This is a genomic window from Streptomyces smyrnaeus (genome assembly GCF_017676345.1).
GTDB classification, from domain to species: Bacteria; Actinomycetota; Actinomycetes; order Streptomycetales; family Streptomycetaceae; genus Streptomyces; species Streptomyces smyrnaeus.
In genome coordinates this window covers 163,454-179,613 of sequence record NZ_JAFFZM010000001.1, presented here as the reverse complement: position 1 = coordinate 179,613, position 16,160 = coordinate 163,454, and the positions used below count along the sequence as shown (strand labels likewise).

Below are 16,160 nucleotides of genomic sequence, written 5' to 3'. Positions count from 1 at the left end.
TCACAGGCACAGCAGGGTGCTGTGGGAGCTGTGCTTGTCGCACAGGAGGAGGCTCGCGCTGCTGTCGTCGCCGCCGCCGGTCCGCTCCTCGGGCTTCATCGTCTGCAGGTCGAGAAGTGCCATGGTGGTTTTCCTTCCCTATCGGGTGTCGGGTTGTGTGTTACAGGGACGGTGATGCTTTGGTACGGCCCCCGTCCCGGAGGCCGGTCTGTGAGCCGCCGGGCGTCGGCGCGCTGTCGCGCGCTGCCGTGCCCTCGGGCGGCGGGGTGGTGGTGCTGTGCGACAGCGCTCCGCCGGCGGTGCCACCGGTCGGCGGTGCCAGGAACGGCAGGCTCGGCGCCGCTGCGCCTCGGTCGGCGGCGGCCGCGCCCACGGCCAGCAGGCAGCCCGCGGTGCCGGTGGCCAGGTCCATCGACAGCCGCATCATCTGGTCGCCCGGGAAGGCGAGGCCGTTCCGGTAGGCCATCCCGTACCAGCCGAGGCCCGCGAGTTGCGCCTGCCGGTCGGCCTCGGTGACGCCGGGCGTGCTGGTCCTGCTCAGGTGCAGCAGCATTCCGGCGCGGCCCTGGAAGAGGCCCGGCTGTGCGTAGTACCGCATCCTGGCCGCGGGCAGGATGCCCTCCCGCGCCGCGGTGAAGCGGGCGTGCCCGGGGCGGTGTGCGAGGAAGTCGTCCAGCACCATGGCGATGCCCACACTGCCCGCGCCCAGATAGGGCATGGTGCGGCTGCCCTCGTCGACCTGCCAGGTGCCCGAGCTGTCCTGGACGCAGTGCGCCAGGTCGCGGGTGAGCGCACGCTCCGCAAGGTCGAGCAGCGCGGAGTCGCCGTGTTGCTCGTACAGCCGCAGGAACAGCAGCGCCGCTCCCGTCGCACCGTGCAGCAGGCCGGTCCTGTCGACGCCCGGGACACCGTCGTCGGGCTCGTCCAGCCGCTGGGCCAGCAGCCGGGCGGCCTCGACGGCGGCCGTGCGCAGCTGCTGTTCCCCGGTGTCGGCCGCGAGCTGTCCCAGGGCGAGACCGAGACCGGCGAGGCCACCGTGCAGCGAGCTGCCCAGCCGCTGCCACTTCTCGTCCAGCACCCGCTCGGTCAGCTCCAGCGCCCGCTTCGTGTGTCCGAACCGGGCCAGTACGCAGGCGACGCCGGGCAGTCCGTCGTAGAGCCCCAGCGGGGTGCCGCGCGGCGGGGGATCGGTGTGCCGCAGCAGCCACTCCTCACCGTCCGGATACCGCCCGGCGGCCGTCTCGTCGAGCGCGAGGAGCACTCCGGCGGCGCCGTGTGCCAGACCGAGCCCGCCGCCGGCCCCGAACTGCTCGATGTCCCCGGGGAAGAGCCGGTCGTCGCGTCCGGGGGTGGCCGAGGCGAGGATCGCCCGGGCCATCGCCTCGCGTGCCGTCGGCCAGTCGGCGGGTGCCAGGACGGTGGCCGCGCGGGTGACGGCCCGGGAGGCCGAGGCCGCCGTGTCGGTGCCCTCGATGGTTTCGACCGCCTCGGCGAGGAACTCCTGCGGAATGCCGGGGAACTGTTCGGCGGCGACCCTCGCCAGGTGTGCCGCCTTGCCGCGGTCGACGGCCAGCAGCGTCGTCATCGGGATGAACAACGCGAGCCGCAGACACGCCAGTGCGTAGCGGTCGATGTCGTAGCGGGAGCGGTCGGGCGGGGCGATGAAGCCGGGGTGGGCCACGATCTGGCGCGGATCGTCGGCCGCCGGCGCTGCCGCCTCGAAGTCCAGCAGTGCGACGGATCGCTCGTCGGGCGCGACCATGATGTTGAACATGTGCAGGTCGTTGAAGACGATGCCACGCTCGTGCACCGCCGCCACGGCCTGCTCCACCAGCCGGTGCGTCCGGAGGGCCCACTCGGTGTACTCGGCCACCGCCTCCGGGTCGGGGTCGGCGCTCAGCAGCGGATGACGCCTGGCGAAGAAGGAATTGAGGGTCTGGCCCGCCAACTCCTCCATCACCAGGAACCGGTGCCCGTCCAGTTCGAACCAGTCGCGTACCTCCGGTACCACCGGCAGCCCGGCGAGCCGGTCGAGTGCGGCCTTCTCCCGCTCCAGCCGCGCCACCGCGTCGGCGCCGTCGGCGGCGAGCCCGGCGTGCGGCCGGGCCTCCTTGAGCACGACCCGGCTCCCGTCGCGGGTGTCGGTGCCGCCGTAGACGCCGCCGCCGTTGGAGAAGTGCAGCGCCCGCTCGATGCGGTACGGCAGGTCCGTGACGCTGGCCGCGGCGCGCGCCGCCAGCTGCGGACGGAGGAAGGCGGGCAGCTCCACGCCGTCCGGCACCCGGAAGGCCGGGTCCTTGCGGTCGGGTACGAGCCGGCCGTGCGCGTCCGCCACGGCGGGCACCAGACGGCCCCGGCCGTCGACGCAGAACCTCGGTGCGAAGCCCCCGTACCGCACATACAGCGGCCCCTCGCGCCAGCGCAGATCCGTCAGGATGTACGGGCCCGGTTTCCCGTCGAGTATCTCCCCCAACTCGCGAAGAATGTTTTCGAGTTGTTCCTCGTTGGCCGGGTAGATGGTGGCGAATTTACCGCTCGTGCCGCGTCCGGCGTATTTCGCGTTGCGCAGATACAGCTGCGTGCGGTGCGGGACGAATTTGAAAGGGATGCGGCGTGGTACGCAGTGGTCCCAGACGGCTGTGCCGATCTCGTCCGCGTTGTCGAGCGTGGCCGACGCATGAATCTTCCAACCCTGCAACGGGAACTCTCCCGTCAGTGGGCGCAGCTCCAGCCAGTCGCCTGACCGGGTCTGCCGCCAGCCGGCGGGCACCGGGCGACGTGCCACCGGGAATTCTCCCGAGTCCACGGTGTTTTCCGGCCAGGTGGCCTCGTCGTGCTGCGCCGCCTCGTCCGCCGGGGTGCTCGATATGGAATCCGACAAGCGGTCGGGTGTGTCGTAGAAATACCGGTCCGCGAGACAGAATATTTCGTACCGCTTGTCCATCGGTCCCCTCTCCTGGGAAGCACGGGGTCAAGCGTGCAACACGGGAGGGGGAATGTGTAGTCAATTCTGTCACGAAAGCGATGTGAGGAACGCACAAGTAGCGCATTTACTGTGCGTCGGCCACCGGCGAATTCCAACAGTCGGCACCAGGTTCACACGCCGAGCCCCAGGTCCCCGCCGTCCGGGACGGCGAAATGCCGTGCCACCTGCTCCTCGGTGACCTCGTCGAGCGTGGCCGGGGACCAACGCGGCCTGCGGTCCTTGTCGATGAGCTGCGCCCGCACGCCCTCGGCGAAGTCCGGCGAGGAGAGCGCGGCCACGGAGGTGCGGTACTCCTGGTTCAGCGCCTCTTCCAGCGAGGAAAGGCCGCGTGCCCGGCGCAGCGCGGCGAGCGTGACCTTGAGGGAGGTCGGCGACTTGGACTCGATGGCCGCTGCGGCCTCCTTGGCCGCCGTTCCCCCGTGGTCGCGCAGCCGCCGCAGGATCTCCGTGACGCTGTCGGCGCTGTAGCAGGCGTCGATCCACTCCCGGTGCCGGGCGAGTTCGGCCGCGGGAGCGGCAGCGGCGTACCGCGCCACCGCGTCGGCGGGCGGGGTGTGGGCGAGCGCCGCCGCGAACTCAGCGAGCCGTTCGGCGGGCACGAAGTGGTCGGCGAGCCCGCACAGCAGGGCGTCCGAGGCGCCCACCGCACCGGCGGTCAAGGCCAGATGTGTGCCCAGTTCGCCCGGCGCCCGCGACAGCAGCCAGGTGCCGCCCACATCGGGTACGAAGCCGATGCCGGTCTCCGGCATGGCGACCTTCGCCCGCTCGGTGACGACGCGGACGTCTCCGTGCGCGGACACCCCGACGCCTCCGCCCATCACCACGCCGTCCATGAGCGCGACATACGGCTTGGGGTAGTGCGCGATACGGGCGTTGAGGCGGTACTCCGCGGCCCAGAACCGCGCCGATTCCGCACCGCCACCTCGCCGGACGTCCTCATGGATCCCGCGGATGTCGCCGCCCGCGCACAGTCCCCGCTCGCCGGCGCCGCTGAGTACGACGGTCTCCACCGCCGGGTCCCGCTCCCACGCTTCGAGTGCCTCGGTGAGACAGTCGACCATCTCCCGGTTCAGAGCGTTGAGCGCGTGGGGCCGGTTGAGCACGAGGCGGCCGGCGCGGCCGTCCGTGCTGACCAGGACGGACGGTTCGGTACGGGACACGGCTGGGCTCCTTCGCGACGGGGGATCTCTCCCGGCGGGTCGATCTTTCCCGCCACCGTAGCCGGAGGCCGCCGCGAGGCCGGTGTCCGCTCCCTCGCCGGTGTGCGGACCCGCAGCTGCGTGGGCTCACAGGTGCGTGGGCTCAGGTGCCGGGGCTCACAGGTGTGCGGGACGGCCGTCGGGGGCAGGCGCATATGTGCTGCACGACAACAGTTGTCTTCGGAGGTGCGATGAGTCTCCCCGTGGCGCCGTCCGGGTCCGCCGGGCACGACCAGGGGTCCGAGGGCCACGGCCAGGGGCCCGAGGCCGCGGACGAGTCACTCCCGGCCGCCGAGGCGCGCCGGCTACGGGAGGAGGTCGCACAGCTTCGGAAGGCCGTGGAGAGCCGTCCCGTGATCGACCAGGCGCGCGGCGTGCTGATGGCCTCCTGGCGCTGCGGTCCCGAGACCGCCTGGCGGATACTCGTGGACACCTCCCAGCACACCAACACCAAGGTGCGGGAGATCGCCGCGCTGCTGACCCGCGCGACCCATGACCGGCCGCTGCCCGGCTGGCTGCGCCGAGCGGTGTCGGCCTCGTACGTGCGCGTCACCCGCGCCGCCCGCGAGAACGGTTTGTCCGCAAAGTGATCCGAGGCCGGTGGCGGCCGCACCGGTGAGCCGCGTGCCGCCTGTCGTTGGCCGGGTTCCGGGCGCCCTCGACCCTGTCGTGTCCGGGGCCGGCCCGGTGTCACGCCTCGCAGCTGTGCTCCGGCCCGGCGGCGCCCACCGTCGCCGGGTCGGCGCCGGGCTCCAAGGACCAGGCACCGGCCAGCAGTTCCTCCACGAGTTCGTCCAGCTCCAGACGGCGCTCGACCCGCTGCAGGTCGGGAACCCGGGCCCGGGTGCTGACCTGACGGGGGGCGAGCAGCGAACAGCAGTCCTCGTCGGGCAGCACCGAGACATCCGCGGTGCCCAGGGCCCGCGCCTCGTCGATGATCTCCTGCTTCTCCCAGCCCAGCAGCGGGCGCAGCAGCGGCACCGAAGCCGCCTCGTCGACGGCCGCCATGTTGGCCACCGTCTGGCTGGCGACCTGCCCCAGGCTGTCCCCGGTCACCAGCGCCTCGGCGCCCAGCCGCCGGGCGAGCTCGCCGGCCGTCCGCGCCATCAGCCGGCGCTGGGCGACGACTTGGAGCCGCCCCGCGCCCGCGATCGCCAACTGCTTTTGGGCCTTCCCCAGCGGGACCACCCACAGCGCCCGGTCGGGCTGGAAGCGGTTGAGCTCGCGGGCGAGTGCGTACGCCTTGTAGACGGAGGAGGCGTTGGTGTACGGAGCGCCGGTGAAGTGGACGAAGTCGCAGGCCAGCCCCCGGCGCATGGCCCGGTAGGCGGCGACCGGCGAGTCGTAGCCCCCCGAGAGCAGGGCCAGTGCCCGGCCGCTGGAGCCCACCGGCAGCCCGCCTTGACCCGGCATCCGGCGCCAGGACAGATAGCTGGCGTGCCGGTCCACCTCCACGGCCAGCTCGACGTCCGGCGCCGAGAGGTTCACCCGCGCTCCCGTCTCCAGCCGTACCCGTTCGCCGACGGTGGCGGCCAGGACCGAGGAGGTGAGCGGGAAGGATTTGTCCCGCCGCTTCGCGCGTACGGCGAAACTCAGTTCGCCGCGCCCGCCGGTCCGCTCCTCCCGTACGCGCAGCAGGGCGCGTACCGCGTGGGCGCCGATGTCCTCGACGGTGCTGGGGATGCGTACGGCCGGCTGCACGAGGCTGAAGCCGATGACGCGGCCTACGCAGTCCACGAGTTGGTCCAGCGGGAGCTCGCCGCCCACCAGTGTGACGCTGCGACCCTTCTCCACCCACGTCGAGCCGGGCAGCGTGCGCAGTGCGTCCCGCAGATTGCGGTACAGCAGCTCCTCGAAACGGGCGCGGTTGCGGCCGCGCAGAAAGACCTCGCCGTGCTTGAGCAGGACGCACTCGCGCGCCTGCTCCTGCCCGGCGGGGCGCGGGTGCGCCGCTTCCTGTGCGTGTCCCTCGGGAGCGGGACGGGGTCCTGAGACGGTCACGGAACTCTCCTCCTGGCAACCAGGCTATGCGACCCCGCGCCCGCTCCCGCCACCCTGCCGCCCCGCTGCCGCTCCCCGGAGGCCGGTGTCACCTTCGGTGGCGGGCCTGGTGCGGCTCGCGAGCCGCAGCAGGGCGCGTACGTACGCGCTGTGGTGCGCGGGCCGTGCCACGGTCCCTTGGCAGGCGCGCTCGGCGAGGTCGAGGCCGTCCTCCAGGCAGGCGTCGTGCATCGGCCCCCAGAAGAGCGGCCAGGTGAGGCGTGCGGAGCCGTGTGCCCGCATCGCCAGCGTGTGCCGCAGCAGGGTGTGGCCGCCGTCCGCCGCGAGTACGGCGTACTCGTGGAAGCCGTCGAAGCCTCGGGGGGAGGTGAAGGCGAAGCGCACCCAGGTTCCCGGGACGTACGCGGCGACCGTGTAGCGCACCGGGCCGTGTCCTCCGGCGGCGCCTTCCCCCAGCGGCCGGTCCAGGACCATCGGGGGCCAGCCGCCGCGCGGCCACAGCTGGTCGTCGTCACCGGCCAGCGAATCGAGCAGGGCACCCACCCGGCTCGGCGCTGCGGACAGCAGTCGTTCGTGCACGTTGTAGACGTCCATGGGACCTCCGTGGGCCAGGACCGGCGAGTGGGGTTTCCGCAGCCGGATCAGGGACTCGTATTAGAGAGCCCTCTCTAATACCGGCAGGCTACCCTCCCGGACATGGCGAGGCCACCCCGATTCGACACCGACCAGCTCCTCGACGCCGCCGTCCGACTGGCGGCCTCCTTCGGGCCGGCAGGCGTGACCATGGCAGCGGTCGCCAAGGAGGCGGGCGCGCCCAGCGGCTCCCTGTACCACCGTTTCGCCGGACGGTCCGCGCTACTGGCCGAGGTGTGGCTGCGTACCGTCGAACGCTTCCAGGACAGCTATGCGCGCGTCCTCGCCGCGCACGACGACGCGCGGGAAGCGGGGCGGGCCGCCGCGCGGCACGTCGTCGCCTGGAGCCGCGCCCACCCGGAGGAGACGCGCCTGCTGCTCTACGGGCCCGGCGACTTCGGCCGGGAGGGCTGGTCGCAGGAGCACCGGTCGCGGGCCGAGCGCGGCAACCGCCGGATCTTCGGCGAACTCGATTCACTGGCCGCGACGCTGGGGGCCCGGGACACCGAGGCGGTCGAGCGACTGACCCTGGCGCTGGTCGACCTCCCCCTCTCCGTCGTCCGGCGCCATCTGCGCGAGGGCGGCACCCTCCCCGCGCACGCCGAAGCCGTCGTCGAGGACTGCGCGACAGCCCTCCTCGACACCCTGCCAAGGTCCGGTGGCCACGTGCGTCCGGGGTCCGGTGGCCGCGCGCGGAACCGGGATTGACCGAGCGGCCGGGACGGAAGCGCGGGACCGCGGGCGCAGAGGGTGCGGAGCTTTACCCGCGGGCGGAACACCTGAAGCGCCCCCGTCGGACAGCACGGGGAGGGTCCGTCGGGGGCGTCTTCGTCGCAATCAGGACTTCGGGGGCTTGATCCACCCCTTCTTCACCAGCATGTCGCACACCTCCCTGGCCCTGCGGTCGGTGGCCTTGTGCTGCTTCTTCACCTCCTTGACGCAGTCGGCGTACGGGAAGGGCGGACGGTCGGCACGCTGGGCGGAGGACGCTGCGGTGGCCTGCCCGGCGGTGAACAGCACGCTGCTCAGCGCGACGGCCGCTGCCAGGGCCATGCTCTTCCGTGGCAAGAGTTCTCCTCTCGTCGTCCCGGAACCCGCTGCTCCGGATGCGTACTGGCCTCAACGACCAAGCCTGCGATCGGCAACGAGCCACGGTCCCCGGCACCACCTACGGCGCAGAGCTTCGGTACGACAGCCGGAATGTCCGCCAAGTCGACAAAAAGGCTGATCGAAAGCGGGGCTGATGCCCGACACGGCCGCGCTGTCGAGCCCGCGTCCGGCGGCCAGGACGCACCGGCAACTCCCGCACGGCCACGGCGCCGAACACCGGAAACCGAGGCAAGCGGGAGGCCCGCGCCGTACTACTGAGCGACTTGGCCCCGCCGCCTTTTCGCTGTCCGCGCCCTGACGAACAGGCACGTTTCCCCGCTGCGCTGTCGGCAACCCGGTCCCGGCTGCCGGGGTCGGGCCAGTGCACCGGCGGCCCCGGGCGCCGCCCGGGACCACCGCACACTGACGTGGAGAGAGCACGTGTCGATATCCGAGAACACCGCAGACGACGCCGTGGCCAACGCGCCCGCGAACGAGAAGAAGAACGTCTTCGTCCTGGGCATGGACGACGCCAACCGGACCACCCTCGAAGCGGTTCCCGGCGCGGCGAGCTACCGCTTCCATTCGCTGCTGACCCCCGGGGAACTGCAGGAGGACGAGGTGTCGGTGCCTGACCTGCTGGAGCGGGCGCGGGCCGTGCTGGACTCCTTCGACGGCAGCATCGACGCCATCGTCGGGTACTGGGACTTCCCCGTGAGCACCATGATCCCGCTGCTGGCCGAGCAGTACGGCACGCGCAGTACCAGCCTGGAATCGGTGGTCAAGTGCGAGCACAAGTACTGGAGCAGGCTGGAGCAGCAGAAGGTCATCGACGAGATACCGAGGTTCGGCAAGGTGGACCTGGACGCCGCGAAGCCGGAGCCCCCCGAGGGCATGCGCTTCCCCATGTGGGTCAAGCCGGCGCTGTCCTACTCCTCGGAGCTGGCCTACGGCGTCGCGGACCTGGAGGAGTTCCGGGCGGCTGTCGACAAGATCCGCGAGGGCATCGGCCGGCTCGGCAGGCCGTTCGAGTACGTACTCGACCAGATCGAACTCCCCGAAGAGATGTCCCGGGTGGGTGGCATGGTCTGTCTCGCCGAGGAGCGGATGACCGGCCTCCAGGTCGCCGTCGAGGGGTATGTGCACCGGGGCGCCGTCACCGTCTACGGGGTGCTGGACTCCATCAACTACCCCGACACGCCCTCCTTTCTGCGCCACCAGTACCCCAGCAGGCTCCCCCAACCCGTGCAGGAGCGGCTCGCCGAGGCATCCACACGTGTCATCCGGCAGATCGGAATGGACTCGGCCACCTTCAGCATCGAGTTCTTCTACGACCCGGGGCAGGACGAGATCAAGCTGCTGGAGATCAACCCGCGCCATTCCCAGTCGCACGCCGAGCTGTTCGACTACGTCGACGGCGTGCCCAACCACCACTGCATGCTCGCCCTCGCCTTCGGTCGCGACCCCGCCCTGCCGCACCGCGCCGGCCCCTATCTGTGCGCGGCCAAGTGGTACCACCGCTGGTTCACCGACGGAGTGGCCCATCAGGTGCCCTCCGCCGAGGAGACAGCCAGGGTGGAGGAGGAGATCCCCGGCGTACGCATCGATGTGGTGCCCGACGAGGGCCAGCGACTGCGGAACCTCTCACAGCAGGACAGCTACAGCTACGAGCTCGCGCACATCTTCACCGCCGGGGAGGACGAGAACGAACTGCGCGAGAAGTACGACCGCGCCATAGCGGCCCTGGGCCTGCACGGTACGGCGCCGACCGGTTCCGGCAGCGCCTCCGGCCAGCCCCGGCCCGCTTGATCGCGCGGGACAGCAGCACGAACGTCGAGCGGAGACCGCGCCCATGCGCAGCGTGCACAATCTGCCCTACGAGACCAAGGAAGAGCCCGTCACCGTGCCGCTCCCGGACGGCACGCGGCTGTCGGCCCGGGTGTGGCGTCCCATCTGTTCGGACGAGGAGCCCATGCCGGCGGTGCTGGAGTACATCCCCTACCGGCAGCGCGATCTGACCGCTGTACGGGACTCGATCCACCACCCCTATCTCGCCGGCCACGGCTATGTCTGCGTCCGTGTCGACCTGCGCGGCACCGGTGACTCCGACGGGGTGCTCGGCGACGAGTACCTGGAGCAGGAGCAGCGGGACGCGGAGGACGTCCTCGAATGGCTCGCGGCACAGCCCTGGTGCGACGGCAACACCGGGATGATGGGCATCTCCTGGGGCGCGTTCGCCGCCCTGCAGGTCGCGGCACGGCAGCCGGAGAGCCTGCGCGCCATCGTCATCGCCTCGTTCACCGACGACCGGTACGCCGATGACATGCACTACATGGGCGGCACCCTGCTCTCGGACAACCTGGCCGAGGCGGGCACCATGTTCGCCTACAGCACCTGCCCGCCCGACCCGGCCGTTGTCGGCGACCGCTGGCGCCGGATGTGGCACGAGCGGCTGGAGGGCAGCGAGCCGTGGGTGCTGGAGTGGCTGCGCCACCAGCGGCGCGACGACTACTGGCGGCACGCCTCGGTGTGCGAGGACTACCAGGCGGTGCGCTGCCCGGTGCTGGCCTCCAGCGGCTGGGCCGACGGGTACTCCAACGCCGTCACCCGGCTCCTCGCCCACCTGGACGTGCCGCGCAAGGGCCTCATCGGCCCCTGGTCGCACAAGTTCCCGCACCTGGGCCGGCCGGGTCCGGCCATCGGCTACCTCCAGGAGGTCGTCCGCTGGTGGGACCACTGGCTCAAGGGCGAGGACAACGGCGTCATGGACGGACCCGTGCTGAGCACCTGGATGCAGGACAGCGTGCCCCCGTCCACCTCCTACGAGCAGCGGCCCGGCCGATGGGTGGTCGAACCCGAGTGGCCCTCGCCGTATGTCTCGCAGGTCGTCCACCCGCTGTCCCGGTACCGCATCTGCCGGCCGGAGGAGCAGGAGCACGGGCAGCAGCGGGACGAGGAGCCGTCAGCGGCGCTGACGGTGCGCTCGCCGCTGTCGGTCGGCCAGTTCGCGGGCAAGTGGGCCTCCTACAACGCGCCCCCCGATCTGCCGTACGACCAGCGGGAGGAGGACGGCGGCTCGCTGGTCTTCGAGACCGAGCCGCTCACCGAACGGGTGGAGATCCTGGGCTCACCCAGCGTCGAGTTGGATCTGTCCGTCACCGAGCCGGTGGCGCAGGTCGCCGCGCGGCTGTCCGATGTGGCGCCCGACGGCAGCGCCACCCGGATCACGTACGGCTTGCTCAACCTCACCCGCCACAGCGGCACCGGGGAACCGGAGCCGCTGGAGCCGGGACGCCGCTACCGGGCCACCGTGCACCTCAACGGGGTGGCACAGGCCTTCCCGCCGGGCCACCGCATCCGGCTGTCCCTGTCCACCTCCTACTGGCCGCTGGCCTGGCCGCCGCCCGAGCCGTCGCTGCTGAGCGTGTACGAGAACTCCAGTACGCTCACGCTGCCGGTTCGCACCCCGAGGGAGGAGGGGGAGGCGCCGCGCGGCCTCTTCGGCGAACCGGAAGGCGCACCCCCGCTGACCACCACCACGCTCGTGCCACCCGAGGAACGCTGGGACGTCAAGCGGGACCTGATCGGCTACCAGCACGAGCTGGAGATCGTGAAGGACCGGGGCCTGGAGCGGTTGGACCACATCGGGCTGGATGTCGGCCGCCGCGCCTACGAGCGGTACACGGCGGTCGCCGACGACTTCACCTCCGTGGCCGGCGAGTCCGTCTGGACGATGAGGTTCCGGCGCGAGGGCTGGGAGACCAAGACCGTCACCCGCACGGTGCTGACCTGCACCGACAGCGCGTTCCATGTGCACGCCACGCTGGACGCCTACGAGTGGGGGAACCGTGTCTTCTCCCGCACCTGGAACGAGGAGGTGCCCCGCGACTGCCTCTGAGGCCTGCCCCGCGCCCCGAAAGGGGCGCGGGAACCGCGCGCCCAGCCACCACGCACCCGCAGACTGCGCCGCGCAGCACGGGGCAGTCCCTCCCCAGCAGCGCTCACTCCCTCACGGAACAACGACGATCTTGCGGCCCAGCCCCTCCGCGAAGCGGCCGAGCGCCTCCGGGTAGGAGGCCAGCGGCATCCGGTCCGAGATGAACACGTCCGGGTCGAGAATCCCGCCCGCGAACAGTTCGGCGGCCCGCTCGTAGCTGTGCAGCACGGCCATCGAGCCGGTGATGGTGATCTCCTGGTTGTAGATGCGGTACGGCTCGATGGTGGCCCGTGTCGCGTAGTCGGAGACGCCGAACTGGAGGAAGGTGCCCGCCTTGGCGACCCGTCCCAGGCCGTCCTGGATGGCGGCGGCGTTGCCCGTCGCGTCCACCACCAGATCCCAGCCCTCCGGCCGCTCCAGCTCCTCGGCGCTCGCCGCCGCCCCGCTGCACCCCAGGCTGCGGGCGGTGGCCAGCCGGTCCGGGTTGAGGTCGAGCACGTCCACGCTCGCCGCACCGGTTCGCTTGGCCAGCTCCAGCATCATCAGCCCCATGGTGCCCGAACCGTAGATCAGCACATGCGAGCCGAGCTGGCTCTTGAGCACGTCGTAGCCGCGCACCGCGCAGGACAGCGGCTCGATGAGCGCGGCGTCCTGGGTGCGCACATGCTCGGGCAGCCGGACGCAGTTGGCGACAGGCGCCACGGCGTACTCGGCGGCACCGCCCGCCCGGGACACCCCGATCGCGGCCCACCGGTCGCACAGGTTGTTGTGACCGCGGCGGCAGTAGCGGCACTCGTGGCAGTACAGCGACGGGTCGACGGCCACCTGGTCGCCCTCGGCCAGCTCGGTCACCTCGCTGCCCAGTGCCACCACCTCCCCGGCGAACTCGTGCCCGGGAACCAGCGGCAGCGAGGGGGCGAACTCGCCCTGCAGGATGTGCAGATCGGTGCCGCACAGCCCGCATGCCGCGACCTTCACCACCACATCGCGGGGCCCGGGGGTCGGGTCGGGAATCTCCGTCAGGGACACCTTGCCCACGGACTCGACGAGTGCGGCCTTCATTTGACAGCTCCTAGCGACAGGCCCTGGACCAGCTTGTCCTGGGCGGCGAACCCTGCGGCGAGCACCGGCAGGGAGATCACGAGAGACGCGGCGCACACCTTGGCCAGGAAGAGCCCCTGGCTGGTGATGAAGCCGGTCAGAAAGACGGGCGCGGTCTGTGCCACGACCCCCGTGAGTACCCGCGCGAACAGCATCTCGTTCCAGGAGAAGATGAAGCAGATGAGCGCGGTGGCGGCGATGCCGGGTGCGGCGACCGGCGCGACGACCCGGGTGAGGACGGTGGGCAGCCGCGCCCCGTCGATCTGCGCCGCCTCGATCAGTGCGGAGGGCACCTCGGCGAGGAAGGACTGCATCATCCACACCGCGATCGGCAGGTTCATCGATGTGTAGAGGATGACGAGCAGCCAGATGTTGTCGAGGAAGTCGGTGTTCTTCGCGAACAGATAGATCGGCAGCAGTCCGGCGACGATCGGCAGCATCTTCGTCGACAGGAAGAAGAACAGCACGTCCCGCCACTTGCGTACCGGCCGGATGGACAGCGAGTACGCTGCGGGCAGTGCCAGCACCAGCACGAACAGGGTGGAGAAGACGGAGGCCATCAGCGAGTTGGCCAGCGCGGGCCAGGGCCCGGCGCCGCCGCCCGCGCTGAAGAACTCGCGGTACCCGTCCAGCGTCAGCGGCGCGGCCAGCGAGGGCGGATTGGTGGCGGCGTCCGACTCCGAATGCAGCGAGGTGAGCACCATCCAGGCGATCGGCAGCACGAAGACCAGCCCGCACGCCCAGGCCAGCAGGCCCAGCGCGGCATTCTTCCGGCGGACGCTTCGCGGTGCCATGGCCGAAGCCTTCGGTGGCGCGGCGGACGGTGCCGCCTCGGGTGCGCCTGCGGTCAGGGCGCTCATGCGCGGACCTCCTCGCGGAACAGGGACGAGACCACCCGCAGCGCGAGGGTGGCGATGACCAGGGAGCCGATGACGACGAGCACACCGGCGGCCGAGGCCACGCCGTACTCATGGCCTTGGTAGAAGGTCTGGTAGATGGTGTACGGCAGGTTGGCGGTGCCCAGACCGCCGGAGGTGATGGTGAAGACGGCGTCGAAGTTCTGCACGATGTAGATCGACCCCAGCAGCGCCCCCAGCTCCAGATAGCGGCGCAGATGCGGCAGCGTCAGATAGCGGAAGATCTGCCAGGCCCCGGCCCCGTCGATGCGGGCCGCCTCGATGGCGTCGGCGGGACGGCTCTGCAGTCCGGCGAGCAGAATCAGCATCATGAACGGCGTCCACTGCCAGATCAGCGACACCTGCACGGCGCCCAGCGGCATCTCGGACACCCAGTTCGGCTGGGGCGCCTTCTCGCCGAACAGCCAGTTGAGGACACCGTTGAACAGCCCGTACTCGGGGTTGTAGAGCACGTGCTTCCACAGCAGCGCCGCGGCCACCGGCACCAGCAGGAACGGGGCGATCAGCAGGGTGCGCACCACGCCGCGCCCCCGGAAGCTGCGGTCGAGCAGCAGGGCCAGCAGCAGCCCGAGAACGAGGCTGACCAGTACGACGACGGCGGTCAGCAGCGCGGTCGTCACCACCGAGTCGCGCAGCTCGGGATCGCTGAGCACCTCCTGGTAGTTCTCGAAGCCTCCGAAGGAGCGTGCTTCGGGGTAGAGCGCGTTCCAGTCGAAGAACGAGATCACCAGCGTGGCCACGAACGGCAGCTGAGTGACGACGATCATGAAGACCAGCGCGGGCAGCAGCGGAGCGCGGGTCACCCAGCCCCGCAGCCGGTTCGGCGGGCCCTTGGGGGAGGGAGTGGCGGTGCGGGCGGCCGGCGGGCGCTCCTCGTCGTGCGCGCCCGGGGCCGGAGTGGTGGTCGGAGTGCTCATCGGCCTCGCCCCTCGTACTCGTCGGAGACCTCCTGCGCCAGCTCCTGGGCCTTGCGCAGCGCCTTGTCCACCGACTGGCGGCCCGCGATGGCGGCGCTGATCTCGTGGGAGACCTTGGTGCCGAGATCGGAGAATTCCGGAATGTCCACGAACTGAATGCCGATCGTGGGGCGCTTCTGCACCCCCGGGTCCCGGGGCCTGGCGTTGGTGATGGCCTCGCGGGTGACCTCGTGGAAGGCGCCGGCCGCCTTCTTGTACTCGGGCAGCTCATAGGTGGAGGCCCGCTTGCCCGCCGGGACGTTGGCCCAGCCGAACTCCTTGCCGACCAGCTTCTCGTACTCCTTGCCGGACGCCCAGGAGATGAACTTCCACGCCTTGTCCGGGTTGCGGCTCGCCTTTTGGATGCCCCAGGCCCAGGTGTAGAGCCAGCCGGAGCTCTCGGTCTTGACGACCGGTGCGGGAACGTAACCGATCTTCCCCTTCACCTTGGACTTCTCGCTCTCCAAGGAGCCGGCGCCCGCCGTCGCGTCGTACCACATGGCGGTCTTGCCCTGCGTCATGTTGTTGAGGCACTCGGCGTACCCGGACTGGGCCGCGCCGGACTCGCCGTGCTTGCGCACCAGGTCGACATAGAACTTGGTGGCCTTCCGGAACGCGGGGTCGTTCAGCCGTGCGTTCCAGTCCTTGTCGAACCAGGTCCCGCCGAAGGTGTTCACCACCGTGGTCAGCGGGGCGATGAGCTCGCCCCAGCCGGGCAGCCCGCGCAGGCAGATGCCCTTCATACCGCGCTCGGCGCCGTCCACCTTCGCGGCGAGCTTCGCCACCTGGGGCCAGGTGGGACGCTGGGGCATCTTCAGCCCCTCCTTCTCGAAGACGTCCTTGCGGTACATCAGGAAGGACGACTCGCCGTAGAAGGGCTCCGCGTAGACCTGGCCGTCCTCACCGCTGAGCGACTCGCGCACCGGCGGGAGGATGTCCTGCTGGTCGAAGCCCTTGTCCTTGCGGGTGTACGGCGTAAGGGAGCGCAGCCAGCCGTTCTTGGCGTAGATCGGCGTCTCGTAGTTGCTGAGCGTCGCCACGTCGTACTGTCCGGCCTGGTTGGCGAAGTCCTGGCTGATCTTGTCGCGGACGTCGTTCTCCGGCAGCACCGTGAACTTGACCTTGATGCCGGTCTCTTTCGTGAAGTGCTTGGCGGTGAGCTTCTGCAGCTCCAGCATCTGCGGGTTGTTCACCATCAGGACGTTGATCGTGTCGCCGCCGGAGCCGATGGCGCCCGCCCCCGCGCAGGCGGACAGCGCGAGCAGCGCGCTCGCCGTGGCGGCGGCGGTGCCCGCCCTGACCGCCCTGACCCGGCGTGGTCGGCTGCGTATCCGGCCCTGC

Annotated in this window: 14 protein-coding genes; 4 read left to right on the top strand and 10 right to left on the bottom strand. The window is 70.9% G+C overall.

Features of this window, described 5'->3' with window-relative positions:
• The 3 genes from JW613_RS00850 to JW613_RS00840 all read right to left on the bottom strand — a co-directional run bounded on the left by JW613_RS00850 (nt 1) and on the right by JW613_RS00840 (nt 4,146).
• The gene (locus JW613_RS00850; RefSeq protein WP_209208744.1) at nt 1–123 is read right to left on the bottom strand and encodes a SapB/AmfS family lanthipeptide; all 123 of its coding nucleotides are present in this window, start codon (nt 121–123) and stop codon (nt 1–3) included.
• A gap of 37 nt (nt 124–160) precedes the next feature.
• A complete protein-coding gene (gene lanKC, locus JW613_RS00845) occupies nt 161–2,944 on the bottom strand; it encodes a class III lanthionine synthetase LanKC (protein ID WP_209208743.1) in 2,784 nt (927 codons plus the stop codon).
• Between the two features lie 152 nt (nt 2,945–3,096).
• The gene (locus JW613_RS00840; RefSeq protein WP_209208742.1) at nt 3,097–4,146 is read right to left on the bottom strand and encodes an enoyl-CoA hydratase/isomerase family protein; all 1,050 of its coding nucleotides are present in this window, start codon (nt 4,144–4,146) and stop codon (nt 3,097–3,099) included.
• A gap of 230 nt (nt 4,147–4,376) precedes the next feature.
• Between JW613_RS00840 and JW613_RS00835 the strand changes: the two genes are divergently transcribed.
• Entirely contained in the window at nt 4,377–4,775 is a 399-nt protein-coding gene (locus JW613_RS00835) for an ANTAR domain-containing protein (protein WP_245224753.1), read from the top strand.
• Nucleotides 4,776–4,875: 100 nt separating this feature from the next.
• Here the strand turns inward: JW613_RS00835 and thiI are convergent, their stop codons facing one another.
• Nucleotides 4,876–6,186, bottom strand: coding sequence for a tRNA uracil 4-sulfurtransferase ThiI (gene thiI, locus JW613_RS00830; RefSeq protein ID WP_209208741.1), 1,311 nt, complete (start codon nt 6,184–6,186; stop codon nt 4,876–4,878).
• Nucleotides 6,187–6,210: 24 nt separating this feature from the next.
• A complete protein-coding gene (locus JW613_RS00825; protein ID WP_245224751.1) occupies nt 6,211–6,780 on the bottom strand; it encodes an SRPBCC family protein in 570 nt (189 codons plus the stop codon).
• Between the two features lie 102 nt (nt 6,781–6,882).
• On the opposite strand from JW613_RS00825, the gene JW613_RS00820 reads away from it, so the two are divergent.
• Complete coding sequence (locus tag JW613_RS00820) at nt 6,883–7,527, top strand: TetR/AcrR family transcriptional regulator (protein ID WP_209208740.1); 645 nt, start codon at nt 6,883–6,885, stop codon at nt 7,525–7,527.
• Between the two features lie 129 nt (nt 7,528–7,656).
• Here the strand turns inward: JW613_RS00820 and JW613_RS00815 are convergent, their stop codons facing one another.
• On the bottom strand, nt 7,657–7,887 hold the full coding sequence (locus tag JW613_RS00815) for a hypothetical protein (protein ID WP_099885519.1): 231 nt from the start codon (nt 7,885–7,887) through the stop codon (nt 7,657–7,659).
• A gap of 543 nt (nt 7,888–8,430) precedes the next feature.
• Between JW613_RS00815 and JW613_RS00810 the strand changes: the two genes are divergently transcribed.
• Both JW613_RS00810 and JW613_RS00805 read left to right on the top strand, forming a co-directional pair.
• Complete coding sequence (locus tag JW613_RS00810) at nt 8,431–9,717, top strand: ATP-grasp domain-containing protein (protein WP_209209177.1); 1,287 nt, start codon at nt 8,431–8,433, stop codon at nt 9,715–9,717.
• A 43-nt stretch (nt 9,718–9,760) separates the two neighbouring features.
• Nucleotides 9,761–11,806 carry a CocE/NonD family hydrolase gene (locus JW613_RS00805; RefSeq protein WP_209208739.1) on the top strand — a complete coding sequence of 682 codons (2,046 nt, stop codon included), beginning with the start codon at nt 9,761–9,763 and terminating at the stop codon, nt 11,804–11,806.
• 111 nt (nt 11,807–11,917) lie between these two features.
• On the opposite strand, the gene JW613_RS00800 is transcribed toward JW613_RS00805, so the two are convergent.
• From JW613_RS00800 to JW613_RS00785, 4 genes are read right to left on the bottom strand one after another with little or no spacing between them, the layout of a single operon-like run.
• Nucleotides 11,918–12,907, bottom strand: a complete 990-nt coding sequence (locus tag JW613_RS00800; protein WP_209208738.1) for a zinc-dependent alcohol dehydrogenase family protein — start codon at nt 12,905–12,907, stop codon at nt 11,918–11,920.
• The gene (locus JW613_RS00795; protein WP_209208737.1) at nt 12,904–13,806 is read right to left on the bottom strand and encodes a carbohydrate ABC transporter permease; all 903 of its coding nucleotides are present in this window, start codon (nt 13,804–13,806) and stop codon (nt 12,904–12,906) included. The genes JW613_RS00800 and JW613_RS00795 overlap by 4 nt, the downstream gene beginning before the upstream one ends.
• Nucleotides 13,803–14,780 (bottom strand): carbohydrate ABC transporter permease, encoded by a 978-nt coding sequence (locus JW613_RS00790; RefSeq protein WP_209208736.1) that lies wholly within the window; start codon nt 14,778–14,780, stop codon nt 13,803–13,805. The genes JW613_RS00795 and JW613_RS00790 overlap by 4 nt, the downstream gene beginning before the upstream one ends.
• Complete coding sequence (locus tag JW613_RS00785; RefSeq protein ID WP_209209176.1) at nt 14,777–16,150, bottom strand: ABC transporter substrate-binding protein; 1,374 nt, start codon at nt 16,148–16,150, stop codon at nt 14,777–14,779. The genes JW613_RS00790 and JW613_RS00785 overlap by 4 nt, the downstream gene beginning before the upstream one ends.
• Nucleotides 16,151–16,160: the final 10 nt, after the last annotated feature.

Excerpts from the sequence above, each read along its gene's own strand:
- JW613_RS00790 (WP_209208736.1), bottom strand. The coding sequence starts at position 14,780 with ATGAGCACTCCGACCACCACTCCGGCCCCGGGCGCGCACGACGAGGAG.
- JW613_RS00795 (WP_209208737.1), bottom strand. The coding sequence starts at position 13,806 with ATGAGCGCCCTGACCGCAGGCGCACCCGAGGCGGCACCGTCCGCCGCG.
- JW613_RS00810 (WP_209209177.1), top strand. The coding sequence starts at position 8,431 with ATGGACGACGCCAACCGGACCACCCTCGAAGCGGTTCCCGGCGCGGCG.
- JW613_RS00850 (WP_209208744.1), bottom strand. The coding sequence starts at position 123 with ATGGCACTTCTCGACCTGCAGACGATGAAGCCCGAGGAGCGGACCGGC.
- JW613_RS00825 (WP_245224751.1), bottom strand. The coding sequence starts at position 6,780 with ATGGACGTCTACAACGTGCACGAACGACTGCTGTCCGCAGCGCCGAGC.
- JW613_RS00805 (WP_209208739.1), top strand. The coding sequence starts at position 9,761 with ATGCGCAGCGTGCACAATCTGCCCTACGAGACCAAGGAAGAGCCCGTC.
- JW613_RS00820 (WP_209208740.1), top strand. The coding sequence starts at position 6,883 with ATGGCGAGGCCACCCCGATTCGACACCGACCAGCTCCTCGACGCCGCC.
- JW613_RS00800 (WP_209208738.1), bottom strand. The coding sequence starts at position 12,907 with ATGAAGGCCGCACTCGTCGAGTCCGTGGGCAAGGTGTCCCTGACGGAG.
- lanKC (WP_209208743.1), bottom strand. The coding sequence starts at position 2,944 with ATGGACAAGCGGTACGAAATATTCTGTCTCGCGGACCGGTATTTCTAC.
- JW613_RS00835 (WP_245224753.1), top strand. The coding sequence starts at position 4,377 with ATGAGTCTCCCCGTGGCGCCGTCCGGGTCCGCCGGGCACGACCAGGGG.